The sequence below is a fragment of the Thaumasiovibrio subtropicus genome, from assembly GCF_019703835.1.
Taxonomy (GTDB): Bacteria; Pseudomonadota; Gammaproteobacteria; order Enterobacterales; family Vibrionaceae; genus Thaumasiovibrio; species Thaumasiovibrio subtropicus.
This window is the reverse complement of the sequence record NZ_AP023054.1, coordinates 1,447,118-1,462,527: the sequence shown is the minus strand read 5'-3', so window position 1 is coordinate 1,462,527 and position 15,410 is coordinate 1,447,118. Positions and strand designations below refer to the sequence as shown.

15 protein-coding genes are annotated in these 15,410 nt (G+C 49.9%); 7 read left to right on the top strand and 8 right to left on the bottom strand.

Features of this window, described 5'->3' with window-relative positions; genetic code table 11:
* Position 1 precedes the first annotated feature (1 nt).
* Entirely contained in the window at positions 2–1,066 is a 1,065-nt protein-coding gene (locus TSUB_RS06765) for a hypothetical protein (protein ID WP_087018637.1), read from the bottom strand.
* A gap of 476 nt (positions 1,067–1,542) precedes the next feature.
* Here TSUB_RS06765 and TSUB_RS06760 point away from each other — a divergent pair, with 476 nt between their 5' ends.
* Both TSUB_RS06760 and TSUB_RS06755 read left to right on the top strand, forming a co-directional pair.
* Positions 1,543–1,929, top strand: coding sequence for a tautomerase family protein (locus TSUB_RS06760; RefSeq protein ID WP_087018639.1), 387 nt, complete (start codon positions 1,543–1,545; stop codon positions 1,927–1,929).
* Positions 1,930–2,059: 130 nt separating this feature from the next.
* The gene (locus TSUB_RS06755) at positions 2,060–2,695 is read left to right on the top strand and encodes a DUF1287 domain-containing protein (protein ID WP_087018641.1); all 636 of its coding nucleotides are present in this window, start codon (positions 2,060–2,062) and stop codon (positions 2,693–2,695) included.
* Here the strand turns inward: TSUB_RS06755 and TSUB_RS06750 are convergent.
* The 7 genes from TSUB_RS06750 to TSUB_RS06720 form a co-directional block, all read right to left on the bottom strand.
* The gene (locus TSUB_RS06750; RefSeq protein WP_087018643.1) at positions 2,692–3,444 is read right to left on the bottom strand and encodes an SDR family oxidoreductase; all 753 of its coding nucleotides are present in this window, start codon (positions 3,442–3,444) and stop codon (positions 2,692–2,694) included. The genes TSUB_RS06755 and TSUB_RS06750 overlap by 4 nt on opposite strands.
* Entirely contained in the window at positions 3,434–4,363 is a 930-nt protein-coding gene (mmsB, locus tag TSUB_RS06745; RefSeq protein WP_087018645.1) for a 3-hydroxyisobutyrate dehydrogenase, read from the bottom strand. The genes TSUB_RS06750 and mmsB overlap by 11 nt, the downstream gene beginning before the upstream one ends.
* Positions 4,360–5,526 carry an enoyl-CoA hydratase/isomerase family protein gene (locus tag TSUB_RS06740; RefSeq protein WP_087018647.1) on the bottom strand — a complete coding sequence of 389 codons (1,167 nt, stop codon included), beginning with the start codon at positions 5,524–5,526 and terminating at the stop codon, positions 4,360–4,362. Before TSUB_RS06740 ends, mmsB begins: the two co-directional genes overlap by 4 nt.
* Positions 5,527–5,604: 78 nt before the next feature.
* Entirely contained in the window at positions 5,605–6,381 is a 777-nt protein-coding gene (locus TSUB_RS06735; protein ID WP_087018687.1) for an enoyl-CoA hydratase, read from the bottom strand.
* A 44-nt stretch (positions 6,382–6,425) separates the two neighbouring features.
* Complete coding sequence (locus tag TSUB_RS06730) at positions 6,426–7,598, bottom strand: acyl-CoA dehydrogenase family protein (RefSeq protein ID WP_087018649.1); 1,173 nt, start codon at positions 7,596–7,598, stop codon at positions 6,426–6,428.
* Between the two features lie 46 nt (positions 7,599–7,644).
* Complete coding sequence (locus TSUB_RS06725; RefSeq protein ID WP_087018651.1) at positions 7,645–9,153, bottom strand: CoA-acylating methylmalonate-semialdehyde dehydrogenase; 1,509 nt, start codon at positions 9,151–9,153, stop codon at positions 7,645–7,647.
* Entirely contained in the window at positions 9,150–10,313 is a 1,164-nt protein-coding gene (locus tag TSUB_RS06720; protein ID WP_087018653.1) for a thiolase family protein, read from the bottom strand. Before TSUB_RS06720 ends, TSUB_RS06725 begins: the two co-directional genes overlap by 4 nt.
* Before the next feature lie 145 nt (positions 10,314–10,458).
* Between TSUB_RS06720 and TSUB_RS06715 the strand changes: the two genes are divergently transcribed.
* From TSUB_RS06715 to TSUB_RS06695, 5 genes are all read left to right on the top strand, one after another.
* Positions 10,459–10,830, top strand: a complete 372-nt coding sequence (locus TSUB_RS06715) for a MerR family transcriptional regulator (RefSeq protein WP_087018655.1) — start codon at positions 10,459–10,461, stop codon at positions 10,828–10,830.
* 22 nt (positions 10,831–10,852) lie between these two features.
* Positions 10,853–12,010, top strand: coding sequence for an acyl-CoA dehydrogenase family protein (locus TSUB_RS06710; RefSeq protein WP_087018657.1), 1,158 nt, complete (start codon positions 10,853–10,855; stop codon positions 12,008–12,010).
* Between the two features lie 176 nt (positions 12,011–12,186).
* Positions 12,187–13,716 carry an acyl-CoA carboxylase subunit beta gene (locus TSUB_RS06705; RefSeq protein WP_087018659.1) on the top strand — a complete coding sequence of 510 codons (1,530 nt, stop codon included), beginning with the start codon at positions 12,187–12,189 and terminating at the stop codon, positions 13,714–13,716.
* 7 nt (positions 13,717–13,723) lie between these two features.
* Positions 13,724–14,473, top strand: coding sequence for an enoyl-CoA hydratase-related protein (locus TSUB_RS06700; protein WP_159064852.1), 750 nt, complete (start codon positions 13,724–13,726; stop codon positions 14,471–14,473).
* The gene (locus tag TSUB_RS06695; protein WP_087018664.1) at positions 14,460–15,386 is read left to right on the top strand and encodes a hydroxymethylglutaryl-CoA lyase; all 927 of its coding nucleotides are present in this window, start codon (positions 14,460–14,462) and stop codon (positions 15,384–15,386) included. The genes TSUB_RS06700 and TSUB_RS06695 overlap by 14 nt, the downstream gene beginning before the upstream one ends.
* Positions 15,387–15,410 lie beyond the last annotated feature (24 nt).

Below are 15,410 nucleotides of genomic sequence, written 5' to 3'. Positions count from 1 at the left end.
CTCAACTTGAAAGTGCTGCTTCGGCTAACGACAAATATCCAATCGACTTAAATACCTTTTCAATTTCAATCGGTTTGCAGCTCTCATCTTTTTCAAACAGTGAGCAAGGTGGGTTTAAATCAAATGCTTTTCCCTGAAAAAGACCCAGCCATGATGCGAAATGATGCTGCGAGTAGCATAAATATTTCGCATTGCGATGTTTGCAACCATGACAGTATTCGGCAGTCTGGGATTTTTTACTTAAACTATGCCCGGTATTCTTTAGCACAATATAGGGCTCACCAAAGCTTGAATTAACTTCTCCAAGGTGATCATTATCGCCAAGGAACTGAAAACAACCCTTCAAACTGGTTGGCATTTCAGAGACAGCGCCTAGCGTAATCACAGTGAGTGCTGACAGCTTCGTTTTGCCTGTTCCGGAGGCTTCTATTTCCGCATACTTTTCGAGCGCTAAGGCTGTCACAAGGCTACCTTTGCTATGCGCGACAATATACTTTATGTTTTGCTTCGATAGCAGTTTAATAATATTGCTTACCTCTAAACAACCCTGTTGAAAATCATTCCTCTGGTTTTGAAAGAAAGTTTTCATTGAAAAGAGATTGGCGTAAGGATTACTGGCATTCCCGACCTTAACCATATGATCGTATAACTGTGACATCCGCTCTGGATGACTAAAGTTGAACCACCCCTCCATCCCTTCACTCACAATATCATCACTACCGTAGCCAACAACAACACCCATCACCTTGCGAATATTAGGATCAAAACTTGCCATATTCTCAAGTACTTCACGAGCGAACGCCGCGGCTCCAAGCGAACTCGAACCAACACCGGGTACAACCAATACTTCCCCGTCGCTGTCCAATTCTTCTACACTATTACAGACTAAAGGGGCTTTATTTTCCTCAACAACAATAAATCCACCTTCTTTCGCTCTTTGCAACTCTTTAATATGTGCTTTGTCTCCCGCTTCTACTGGGTAGAACAGTGCGTCATAATAGTCATTTCCCTTAACCCAAAGTAACGAATAAAACTTGGGCATTGACAACCAAATTAAATTTCTCATTACTGTCTCCTTCTCATTTATACTCAAGTCACCTCAAGATGCAGGATTCAGAAGCTGACTAGTGCGTCGAAGTCAAGGTAAAGATACCAAGGCAAAGATGTAAAGAAATGACTTTCCCCTTTCAAACACATTTAACGCAGAAATCGGGGCGCTAGTCGCCTCCCGAAGGGCGGGTTTTCTAGGCTCGCCACCTTTGTTACTGCTTTTTGATTTAGTCCACTAGAACGTCAAAGCAGTGCCTCGATGGCAAACCTAGACATTCTCGCTGAACAAGCATCTTGAGGTGATTAGAGTATATATATCAATGTAGCTTGATATATTGCTACTACGACCAGAAAACTGTCGAAGTGGGCATTTCATTTGTTTACATTTGAATTATTGAGATGGATTATTATGTAATGGAAGTAAGAACAATAATCAAAACTGTACAAGGTTATGCTTTATCTGGCGCACCATTAAAACTTTAAGGAATAAAAATGATCCTCATCTATGGTATTAAGTCACACCTTAATCCGATCAAGTCCCAACTCTCTGATGTAATTCACCAATGTATGCGAGACGTACTGGGTATGCCAGAAGACAAACGGGCACACCGTTTTCTTCCTCTAGACAAAGAGGATTTCTACTACCCCGGAGGCCGCTCAGATGCCTACACTGTCATCGAGATAAACATGATGGAAGGTAGACGAACTGAGACGAAAAAAGCCCTCATTCATGCGCTCTTTCAAAAAATCGAAGCCGATATTGGGATAGACCCGATTGACATCGAAATCACCCTACACGAGCAGCCTAAACACTGCTGGGGGTTTCGCGGCATAACAGGCGACGAGGCTCAAGATCTTAACTACAAGGTTAATCGGTAGTAAAGACGCGAAAAGCGGCCCATTGTCTTTAGCTTGGTATAGATTAGCTCGCAATATTAAACCATCGAACTTCATCGTACTGTACGAGTCGGTATGCTCTGTGGAACCATAAAACAACCAAGAGAGCGAGATGAAAGACGTACCCGCTTGGAAAACACCACTGATCTGCGTTGCTATCGCGTTGTTTGCCAGTAGCGCATCAGCAGAGATAAACAACAGCAAGGTATCAGCAGATAAGCATGAATACCCTGCCCAGATCGTTGCTGCCGCGTTAGCACGTACAGAACATCATGTTATCTATGATGGGAGCTACGTTAGATTGGACTACCCTAATGGCGATGTCCCATCAGATAGAGGCGTGTGTACAGATGTGGTTATTCGGACATTGAGAGCATTGAATATCGATTTGCAACAACGCGTTCACGAAGACATGCGCGCCAACTTTGCTGACTACCCTTCGAAAAGAATTTGGGGGTTAAGCCGTCCAGATAAGAACATTGACCATCGTAGAGTGCCAAACTTACAAACATACTTTTCGCGACACGGCGTGACGCTGCCAATCACGTCTGATGCGACGCACTACCTTCCAGGTGACATTGTCACGTGGATGCTTCCGGGAAACCTACCGCATATAGGGATTGTCGTCAGTGCGGCAACTAACGCCGAAACCAGCCCCGATATCGTCCACAACATAGGCCGTGGCCCTGAGCGTGAAGCCATGCTATTTGACTACCCCATAACGGGTCACTATCGCTATCCAAACTAAAGCCGCAAACCACCATCGAGCTCCAAGACTCGGCCGCTGAAATAGTCATTCGTAATGATAAACTCAGCGGCTTCTGCGATTTGGCAAGGTGTCGCCATCGAACCTACCGGCACCATTTTTTTGAGTCGATCAATCGCTTCTGGCTTCATTTGAGCCGTCATCGCTGTTTCAACAACCCCAGGTGCAATCGCGCCGACGCGAATACCGTAGCGACCCAGTTCCTTTGCCCACACCACCGTCATTGCCGCAACTGCGGCTTTTGATGCTGAGTAGTTTGTTTGCCCCACATTGCCGGCTTTCGCGACGCTAGAAATATTGATAATGACACCCGACTTTTCTTTTTCAACCATCATGGCTGCAACCGCTCTTCCACACAGAAAAGTGCCATTCACATTCACATCCATCACAGATTGAAACTGCGCTAGGCTCATGGTGGAAACCGTGCCTTCGCTTTTCTTCACCAATAACCCATCTCTCAAGATACCTGCGTTATTAATTAACACATCCGGTATCCCGATCTGGCTTTCTATCTCAGTAAACGTCTCATCAACCTGTCGCTCATCGGTCACATTGCAATGAAAAGCGTGGGCTTTTCCATTGAGCAACTGACACATTTTCTCTGTCTCACCGAGATCAGCAAGATCAAGCAGAGCGACTTCTGCACCTTGTCGGACGAGGTGCAACGCCATCTGCTGCCCCAATCCCTGCCCGGCTCCCGTAATCACGATAATCTTGCCTTCAATCTTCATCTTTCATCTCCTTTGAGGAGGCATAAAATTGATAAAGGCTTGAAAAATCGAGGTCTTGATGAAGCTGAGATAGATGCATGGAGAAAAGTGCCAGTGCTTGTGTTGTCATCGGGGCTTGTTGCACATTTGCGAGAGGCGAACTTTCACAGGCTTCGATTGCCAGCTTAAGATCTTTGACCATCAAGCGTGTCATAAATCCTCGCGAGTAGTCACTCGCTGAAGGGACACCGTCTGAAACGCCCGGACAAGGATTGTATTTTTCCAAAACCCAGTTAGTACCGGAACTTTGCTGAACGATATCACTCAACACTTTGGGATCTAGCCCCAAAGACTTACCCAGCGCCAATCCTTCACAGGTGGCCGCCATGACCGAGCCCAAAATGAGGTTATTGCAGATTTTTGTTAGCTGACCATCACCCACGCCACCAGCATGGTAGATATGCCCACCCATTGCGCTCAATATTGCCTTAGCAGACATAAAGTCTTCGTTAGAGCCACCGACGATAAAGGTCAAGCTACCCGCTTTCGCCCCCGCTATACCGCCTGAAACAGGGGCATCCACAAAACGCATATGCGATTTCTTCGCGTACTCTCCAACTAACTTAGCTGTTTCTGGATCAGTGGTTGAGCAGTCGATCAAGAGGGTATTGGTGGATAGTTCACCCATCATACCCACGTGCCCATCTTCGCCTAGATAAACCTGACGCACTTGCTCCCCAGCCGGTAGCATGGATATCACAACATCCGCGCCTGCGACGGCCTTATGGATGGAATCGAAAGCGCGCGCACCCAATTTTTTCGCAGATTCACGTGCTTTTTCATTAATATCAAAAACCTGCACAATAGCTTCTGTACGAAGAAGATTGTCTAGCATCGGCAAACCCATATTGCCGACACCGATAAAAGCGATAGTAATCATAAACATCTTCCTGGGGACGGCGCCAAGTCAGCCAGCGGATTACGTTCCCATGGTGGAACGAGCAAGCTGTCAATAAAGCTCGACGGCACCTCATCAATCGAAGGAAACAGCCATTGAGGCTCACCACACTTGTCGATTAACCGTGCCCTGACGCCTTCAGCAAAATCACCAATCAGGCCACACTGTACCGACAACACTATTTCTAATTGAAACGCTTCCAGCAACGTCAACTTCCGGTAATCGCGCAGTTGCCGAAAGCAAATGTGCGCGGTAACCGCACTGCCGTTATCAAAACTGGCAATGGCTTTTTCCAACCACACGCTACTGCCATCAATGGCCCTTAAATTGTCTACGCACTCTTTTAGATTACTCGCACTGCACGCGGCTTGAATTTGCGCGAAGAAAGGCATTAATTGATTTGGTGGTAGTTCTGCCTCGGGCATTTCCGCGATAAGTGTCGTCACTTTTTCATGATCATTTTGAAAACCCGTCCACGGCAGTGCGCAGAGTTTTTCTAAAAAGAGGGCTTTATCGTCATTGGCGAAACAGGCATGCGCAAACTGTAAATCCAAACTGTCTGCCGCATTTAACCCCGCGCCAGTCAACCCCAAGAAAAGGCCAACCCCAAGAGGAAGTCGATTCAAAAACCACGTTGCCCCAACATCTGGGTAAAGGCCGATGTTCACTTCTGGCATTGCAAGCAAGCTTTGCGGCGTCACAATACGATGGCGGGCTCCCATAAATAGCCCCATGCCGCCGCCCATCACAATGCCATGTCCCCATGCAATAATGGGCTTAGGATAGGTGTGGATAAGATAGTCACAGCGATATTCGACATCGAAGTAGTGCGTCATCATTGCACTGGCCGTCGGTTGCTGAGACATCTGATACATGGCTTTAACATCCCCGCCTGCACAAAACGCCTTAGGGTTATCACTATGCATTACAACGGCAACAATTTTAGGATCATCGAACCAAAGCAACAGTTGATCATGGATCTGAGACAGCATATCGAGGGTCAGCGCATTCAAGCTATGAGGGTTGTTAAGCGTTATCAGTCCAATCTCAAACCCCTTGTCACAGCGGCGTGTAGCGATCTCAACCAGTGCTTTTATTCGATTTGAGGTCTGTGGGATTGCTTCTCCCAATGTGCTCTTTGTCATCACTGCTCCTTGCTGTCTATGCGGTAACGCTTTCTCTGAAACAACGCCCAAGCCACATTCCCGCGCCTTGTTTATCCATCACTCATTACGCCACTGAGGTTTACGCTTTTCCAAAAACGCTTGTACACCTTCTTGCTGGTCCTTTGAATCAAACAGCTTCATAAACGCTTCCCGCTCTTGTACTTTGCCATCACAACTATCATAGCTCGCATCGATAAGTCGTTTACACGCTGACACCGCGATAGGTGACTGCCATGTCGCATGTTCAGCTTGAATCATCGCCGCGCTCAAGCTTTGTCCCGGCGAGGTCACCTCTTCCACCAAACCAATATCTAGGGCTTGCTGGGCATGGAGCTTTTCTCCACAGAGGATCATTTTCTTCGCCCAACCTTCACCGACCAAGCGCGGTAATTGCTGTGTGCCGCCAGCACAAGGTAACAAGCCAACATGTGTTTCAGGCAAGGCTAAAATGGCATGATGTTCAGCAATACGAATATCGCAGGCCAACGCGGCTTCGAGACCGCCCCCCATTGCATAGCCATTGATGGCGGCAATGGTTACCCCTTTAAAACGTCGAATCGCCTCATACGCGCGGTCAAACTGCAGGGCGATATTCCATGCCACGGATTTATCCCCATCAGCAAACATATCAAGGTCTGCCCCTGCGCTAAAAAATCGCTCCCCTTGGCCAGTGAGAATGAGCGCGTAGACAGTACGATCGACATCCAGCTCAATGACGATGTCTTCCAACTGTTTAAGGCTTGCCAACGTCCATGTATTGGCTGGTGGATTATTAATAGTCAGGATACCAATATGGTCCTTTACCTCGACTTCAATGCGTGCTTGCTCAATCATGGCTACCCCCAATGCTGGCATCTCCAGCCATTCATCTTACCGTTTTAGTCCAAGACTAACGGTTGATACTGCTCACTTAACACATAACGAGCGATGATTACGCGCATGATGTCATTCGCCCCCTCAAGAATCTGATGCACCCGCGTGTCACGAAAGTAACGCTCAATGGGGTACTCATTGATATAACCATAGCCGCCAAACAGCTGCATCGCATGATTGCATACATCAAAACCCACATCGGTCACTTTCCGTTTTGCCATCGCACATCGATACGAGGCTAGCTTTGCATCCGCCTTACCAGCATGCGCTTGATCTAAAGTCCATGCCGCGTGATAGAGAAACTGCCGTGATGCCTCCGTTTCTGTCACCATATCCGCAATACGGAACTGCACACCTTGAAAATCAGCAAGCGGTTGACCAAATTGATGTCGCTCAGCGATATAGCGTCGCGTCTCATTGATTGCCTGTTGTGCCGTCCCCAGAGAGCATGCCGCAATGTTCAATCGGCCTCCATCGAGCCCCTGCATTGCAATTGAAAATCCATCGCCGCCCGTACCAAGCCGATTACTCTTGGGAACCAGTACATTTTCGAAACTGATCGTCCGCGTTGCCTGACAGTGCCACCCCATCTTGGGCTCTTTGCGTCCAAAACTGATCCCTTCTGCCTCAGCCATCACCACAAAAGCACTGATCGCCCCATTCGTTTCTCGCGCCATGACAATGAGCACATCACTGTCTCCTGCGGCCGAAATAAACGCTTTTGCACCATTCAATACAAAGCCATCATCCGTTACCGTCGCAGACGTTTGCAGTGCCGCTGCATCGGATCCCGCGTTCGGCTCCGTTAAGCAATAAGAGCCAAGGTACTCGCCTCGACAGAGCTTTTCAGCTACTTGGTTCAGTTCAGCACTGTGACCAAACGCCCCGACCATCCATGCCACCATGTTGTGAATTGACAAGTAAGCAGAGGTTGATGTGCATCCCATCGAAAGCGCTTCAAAGAGCAAGCAAGTATCTAAACGGGAAAGCGCCATACCGCCACATGCTTGCGGTGAATAGAGGCCAAGAAACCCTAACTCTGCGGCTTGCGCTATCGCCTCTCTGGGAAAGAGAGATAGGTTATCCCACTCAGCGGCGTGAGGACGTAGCACTTTGCTGGCAAACTGCTGTGCGGCATCAACCAGGGCTTGCTGCTCTACGTTCATCGAAAAGTCCATCGCTTACCTCTCTATTCCCGTCAGTCATCGCGAGTTTGCCCATCCACTAGCGCAGTTGAATGGTCATATTCACATCGCCCTCATCGTCGTTTTCATCGTCAAACCAACGAGAAGTAACCGTCTTCGTTTCGGTGTAAAAACGTACCGCCTGTTTGCCGTAGATATGGAGGTCACCGTAGAAACTCTTCTTCCAACCAGTGAAAGAGAAAAAAGGTAGCGGAACAGGTATTGGCACGTTAATACCTACCTGTCCTACCTCAATGCCATGTTGAAACTGTCTAGCCGATTGCCCGGACGACGTAAAAATACTGGTGCCATTGCCACAAGGGTTTGCATTAATCAAAGCCATCGCGGCGGGCAAGTTTTCAGCACGCATATTCAGCAACACAGGGCCAAAGATCTCTTGCTGGTAAATCGCCATTTCAGGCGTCACCTTGTCAAAAATCGTCGGCGCAAGCCAAAACCCTTTAGGCCGCGTTGGATGAACAAATTCACGCCCATCTAACAAGCACTCTGCACCCGCCTCGATTCCAGACGCAATCAACTCACAGACACGCTGTTTTGATTGGGCCGATATCAGTGGTCCAAATGCCGCATTTTCTTCACTAAGACCCGGTTTAACCTCAGCCATTTTCGCGACAACATCGGCTATCCACTCAGCGCTTTTTCCTACCCAGACCACCACGGATATTGCCATGCAACGCTGCCCCGCAGCACCAACAGAGGCGCCGACAATGGCATTAATCACCTCCTCCTTGTTGGCATCTGGCATCACGACAAGATGATTCTTGGCTCCGCCGAGGGCTTGCACGCGTTTTAAAGCCTGCGATGCCCCTCGATAAATCGATTGCGCCCCATCGACGGAGCCAACAAACGATACCGCTTTCACGTCGGGATGTTCATATAAGCACTGCGCTTGGGCGACACCACCATGTACAAGCTGAACGATATCTTGGGGCGCACCCGCCTGATAAAACAACTCGATTAACTTCACCGCAGTAAGGGGAACACGCTCAGACGGTTTTAGTACGAATCCATTGCCACACGCTACGGCTAACGGAAACATCCACAAGGGGATCATGGCGGGAAAGTTGAAGGGGGTAATACCAACGCAGACCCCCAAAGGCTGAATCAAACTGTAACTGTCGATCTCGGCTGCAACGTTTTCGAGATGTTCTCCCATCATCATGGGGGCAACCGCAGTGGCATGCTCCACCACCTCGATCCCTCGCCATACATCACCCATGGCATCGGCCATCACTTTGCCCGTTTCGGAAGCCAAAATGGCCGCAATCTCGGATTGATGCGCTTTTAAAAGGTGTTGATACGCCAACATCACTCGAGCGCGTTCGGATACAGGCGTGTTCCGCCACTGCAGGAAAGCACGGTGTGCCGCGGACACAGCCCGCTCTACTTCGGATTTGGAACACAATGGCACAGTAGCAATGGTTTCTGCTGATGTCGGGTCAACCACGGGCTGCCAACCTGTGGTGGTCGATTGTCGCCACTCGCCATCCACATAGATGGGAACGGGATGGAGATGCGTGTCACTCATAGTGCCTCCTCAGGGATTTCAATCGCGATAGCTGTCGCCTCTCCACCACCAATGCACAGTGCAGCTATCCCTCGACGGACCTGCCTGAGTCGCATGGCGTGAATCAAGGTCACCACAACGCGCGCGCCTGTCGCGCCAAGGGGATGCCCCAAAGCACAAGCGCCGCCATGAACATTGACCTTTTTAGGATCTAGACCCAAACACGTGATGGCATTAAGCGTCACCACCGCAAACGCTTCATTAATTTCCCAAAGATCGACATCCTCTTTGTGCCAACCGAGGTCATGAAGCAGCGCTTCAATGGCATAGACAGGCGCAGTAGTAAACCATTGGGGTTCATGGGCGTACTCGCGGTAGCCGACCACTGTCGCTAACGGCGAGCAACCTAGTCGCTCGCCTTGCGCGGCTGACATCAGCACAACCGCGGCAGCACCATCGGCAATGGCACTGGCATTGGCCGCCGTAATGGTGCCATGCGGGTCAAAAGCCGGTTTTAGCTGCGGTATCTTTTCTAATCGAATGGAAGGAGGGATTTCGTCATGAAGTAGTCCTGCAGTAGGTACTATCTCGTGATCAAAATACCCTAGGCGTTGCGCTTGCTGAGCGCGAGACACGGAGACGGCTGCCCATTCATCCATTTGGGCGCGAGAGATTTTGGTTTCACTGGCCAATCGCTCACCAAAGCGCCCCATTAACTCGCCATCGTCGGCGTTTTCCAAGCCATCAAGAAACATGTGATCTTTAATCTGCCCATGTCCCATCTTAGGCAGATGTCGCGACTGCAAGTAAGGTGCCGCCGACATATTTTCCATACCACCAGCGATGATGAGATCATGACTACCAAGCCGAATCTGATCACACGACAACATCATCGACTTCATTCCCGAGCCGCACACTTTGTTGATCGTGGTCACAGGCACTAGGTCTCCAATGCCCGCAGCACGGCTGGCTTGCCTTGCTGGCGCTTGCCCGACACCGGCTTGCAATACTTGCCCTAGAAACACGCCATCTGGCCTCATGTCTGCCCAATCTTCGAACTGGCCTAATACCGCAGCGGCTAACGCGGGCGCACTCACCTGGCTCAACGTGCCTGCAAACTTACCGAGTGGTGTCCGCGCAGCGTGTGTGATCCAGACCGGCTCAAATTTTGCTGTCACCATGCTTGTTCTCCAAACTTGACGATATCAAAAGCATAGCACTAACCTTTACGTAAACGTCAACTTTGCAGACTAACCATTCAGCAAAGTGATGACGACAACTGTCAACTTATGTTCACTTTTCCAACAAGGGGCGCTAGGGGTATTAATGGAGTGGTTTAGGATCAGCGAGTTATCAAAAGAGTTTGAGGTCTCAACCCGTAGTATTCGTTTCTATGAAGATGAAGGATTGTTAACCCCTCGCAGAGAGGGGCAAACCCGCTGGTTTAATCGCCGCGACAAAGTGCGCTTGAAATTGATTTTACGGGGCAAACGCTTGGGTTTTTCCCTCGCAGAAATTCGTGAACTCTTCGACTTATATGATCACCACGAAAGCAAAACGCAACTAGAAACGATGGTCACATTGATCGATGAAAAACAGCAAGAGTTAGAGAGAAAGCGTCAAGATCTCGATGCAGTGATGGCAGAGCTAACCGCCGCCCGTGAGCGCTGTATAGAGGCACTGACTACGCAAGCGTAAGCAACTGCACCGAGGAGGAAGCATGTATCCTTTTCACCCGCTCGATTTCGGGCTTTCTGATACGCAACAGCAGATTCAATCTGCCGTTGAGGATTTCGCACAGTCCACTATCGCCCCTCTCGCTGAAGAGATCGATAGTCGTAACCAAATGCCTCGCCATCTATGGCAAGAGATGGGGGCATTGGGGATTTTAGGCATCACCGTCAATGAACAGTATGGCGGAGCCAACTGTGACTACCTCACCCATGTGCTCGTCATGGAAGCGATCAGCCGAGCAAGTGCCGCTGTTGGCTTAAGTTATGGCGCGCACTCCAACCTCTGCGTCAATCAGATACACCGCTACGGTAGCGAAACCCAAAAACAGCAATATCTTCCCGCTTTATGCCAAGGAAACGCCATTGGTGCTTTAGCGATGAGTGAACCACAGGCAGGTTCGGATGTTATGGCGATGCAACTGCTCGCCACAGAAGTCGAGCATGGGTTCTCTTTGTCCGGCAATAAAATGTGGATAACCAATGGCCCTTGCGCCGACGTCCTGATTGTTTACGCGCGGACTTCCTCAAACAGCATTAGTGCATTCCTGATAGAAAAAGGCGTCGAGGGTTTTTCTACCGCCCAAAAGCTCGACAAGCTCGGCATGCGCGGTTCCGATACCTGTGAACTGGTGTTTGATAACTGTGTTATCCCCCAATCTCAACTCCTTGGCGAACGCGACAAAGGGGAACAGGTATTAATGAGCGGGCTTGATCTAGAGCGTTTAGTACTTGCAGGTGGCCCGTTGGGGATCATGTCGGCCTGTATGACACTCGCTGCGACTTACGCCAGTGAGCGTAAACAATTCGGCCGACGAATTGGCGACTATCAACTCATCCAAGCCAAGCTCGCCGACATGTATAGCCGTATGATGGCTGCTAGGTGCTATGTTTACACGGTGGCACGCAACTACGATAAACAAGTCACAGCCAAGCAAGACACCGCCGCATGCTTGCTCTTCGCGGCAGAGCACGCTACACAGATGGCACTTGATACCATCCAAGTACTGGGTGGCAACGGTTACATCAATGACTATGCCGCGGGTCGATTACTCAGAGATGCCAAACTCTATGAAATAGGGGCTGGCACCTCTGAAATTCGGCGTTTAATTATTGGCCGAGCACTTGTCAACCACTATGCGCATTAGGCGCTTTTCAGCCGCTTGCTACAGATACCATGGTGTTAGAAGGGCAAAACCTCTTCTCAAAACGTTAGTCTTGACCTCGATGCACGAGTCCACCCCGGAATCGTGCATCTTGAGAGAGCTTGAGTATACTTGATAGAGAGCGACAAGCATGGCACAGAGTTAGGAAGGAGTTTTCCATGCCGACACTCACCAGTCACATTGACACTGAGTCCGCCCGTTTTAAAAGCAATTGCTTGGATACGGCGACTGCATTGGAATCGATTCAAGCAATCTACCGAGATCTTCCGGGCAAAAGTAACCGTTTGTCAGTACGTGCGCGTGTCGCTGCGCTCATGGATAGTCAGCAGAGCTTTCTAGAATTCAGTCGGCTCGCCGCCCATGAGGTTTACCCCGAAGCGGTCCCTGCGGCAGGCATACTGACGGGGCTAGGCCGAGTTGAAGGTCGTGACGTTGTCGTGATCGCCAACGACCCCGCAGTGAAAGGCGGCATCTACTACCCCTTGACCGTAAAAAAACACCTTCGCGCCTTGGAAGTTGCCTTGCAATGTCAACTGCCCGTGGTGTATCTGGTTGATTCAGGTGGTGCTAACCTACAGCGGCAAGATGAAGTTTTTCCTGACAAAGAACATTTCGGCCGCATCTTCTTTTTGCAAGCCCAGTTATCCGCCCTTGCCGTGCCTCAGATTGCCGTTGTATTAGGCCCTTGTACCGCGGGTGGCGCTTACATTCCTGCGATGGCAGACATTGCCATCATGGTGCGTCATCAAAGTCGGCTCTACTTGGCTGGTCCGCCCTTAGTGAAAGCAGCGATTGGTGAAGAAGTTGATGAGGAAACGCTAGGTGGCGCCGATACCCATTGCCGCATCTCCGGTGTAGCAGATTACTTGGCAAAAAACGATGAGGACGCCATTGAGATTGCGAAACAGTGTCTTGCCAGCTATCCCGCAGCGAAGACCTCAAACCAATGCGACGCAACACTACCACCACGCTTTGCCAGTAATGAGCTCAATGGCATTGCCACTGAAAACTTTCGTCAAGCTTCGGATAGTCATGAAATTATTACACGTATTATCGATGATTCTGATTTTGATGAGTTCAAAGCGCTTTACGGCAAAACGCTGATCTGCGGATTTGCGCGTATCGGCGGGGAGCGTGTCGGTATCATTGCCAACAATGGTGTACTCTTTTCAGAAGCAGCGTTAAAAGGCAGCCATTTTATCCAGCTTTGCGACCAACGGCGTGTACCCCTGCTCTTTTTACAAAACATTACGGGCTTCATGGTCGGCAAACGCGCTGAAGCAGAAGGCATTGCCAAGCATGGTGCAAAGATGGTGATGGCTGTCGCCACCGCAACAGTACCCAAGGTTACGATTATCACCGGGGGCTCTTTTGGCGCTGGAAACTACGCCATGTGCGGGCGAGCCTATTCACCGGACTTCCTCTTTTGTTGGCCGACCGCAAAAGTCGCGGTGATGGGCGGGGAACAAGCCGCTGGCGTTTTCCGCCATCTAAAAAGAGCGAGTCAGGAGACCGAGGCTATCACACAGCGTTACCAAGAGCAGAGCGATGCCTTGTATGGGTCCGCACGGTTATGGGACGACGGCATCATCCCCCCTAGCGAAACTCGCGACGTGCTCATACGCTGTTTTTCCATTCTCGCTAGTCGCCCTGAGCAATCACGGCGCCATGGTATTTTTCGTATGTAGGCTAACTATGAGACCGATTAAGCTATCGACTGTGAATGACGTCACCCATATTGAGCTGAACCGCCCCGATCTCCATCATCGCCTCGATGATGAGATGCTGATTGCCCTGATCAATGTCTTTCGCGAACCAGAGTGCCGCGTCTTTGTTATCAGTGCCTTCGGCCCTGTCTTTTGCGCCGGCGCAGACCTTAGATGGATGCTAGACACAGAAAACCAAGACAGCGCCAATTTACTTAGCAGTTTGCTTGAGGTGATGGATCACTGCCCAGTCCCAATCGTGGTTGCTGTTGATGGTGATGTCTTTGGTGGTGGGCTGGGGTTGCTCGCCTGTGCCGACATTGTCTTTGCACAACCTGAGACCCACTTTTGCTTCAGCGAAACCCGTTTAGGCTTAGTTCCCGCAACGATCGCACCTTATGTCCTTCGGGCCGCAGGGATACGACAAGCGCAGCCCTTGATGATCAAAGGCGATAAATTTACCGCTTTTCATGCGGCTCAAATTGGCATTGTTCACCAACTTTCCTCCATGCCGTTGGCCGATGCTTTTCTCTGGGCCCATCAAACAACGGCAGCGGCTCCCAATGCCATCCGTGAAGTGAAGCAACTGTGTCGACAACTCGACCCGATTACCGAGCAGGCGCGTGAGCTGGCAATCGCAACCTTAAACAGAGTAAGAAAGAGCGAAGAAGCGCAGCAAGGCATTGATGCCTTTTTAAATAAACTCCCTCCCCCATGGCACGACGATGACGAGCGATAGCATACTCATTACCGACGTGAGTCCCAGAGACGGCTTGCAGAATTTAGCGCCTCTCTCATTCGAGGCTAAAATCCACTTGATTGAAGGGTTAATTGGGGCTGGCGTACCGCGTATTGAAGTGGGTGCTGTTGTCTCCGCAAAGCAACTGCCTGCGATGATCGATAGCCTGCAGGTCGCAGAATATTTTTGTCAACGTTACCCTCAACCTTCCTCCTCGCGGGCAAGCCATTCTGATTCTATGCCCTCCTCATCTGCTCCTTTATTTTCAATGCTCGTCGCCAACCTGCGAGGTTGTGAGCAAGCGCTTGCGGCTGGGATTAGACATATTGCGATATTCACCGCTGCCTCTGATAGCTTTACGCAAAGAAACATTCATTGCTCCATTAGCGAAAGTCTGCAGCGGCTCTATCCCATCATTGAACTCGCTCATAAGCAGGGTGCCACAGTTAGGGGGTATGTCTCGTGTATTGTGGACTGCCCTTATGAAGGTGCCATCTCACCGTTAAAGTCTGCCGCTGTCGCCGCAGAGTTGTTTGCCATGGGGTGTGATGAAATCAGTTTAGGCGACACGCTGGGCAAAGCGGCACCAACACAAATTGAACGAGTACTCTGCGAAGTACTTAATAATGTGCCTGCTACAGCGCTCGTTGGACATTACCACAACACCTACGGTCTTGCGCTAGCGAACGTTGTCGCATCCTTCGCGCTTGGAATACGTCATTTTGATTGCAGCGCCGCGGGTTTAGGAGGATGTCCGTTTGCCCCCGGCGCTAGCGGAAATTTAGCGACGGAAGAGCTACTTTGGTTGTCTGCGCGTCAAGAATGGGGCACAGGTATTCAACTGAATACCCTGATAGAAAGCAATCGGGAGTGGTGCCTAAACTATGGCATCACTCCCGATTCACGACTTTGACCTTCACTTGTGTATAATGTGTAA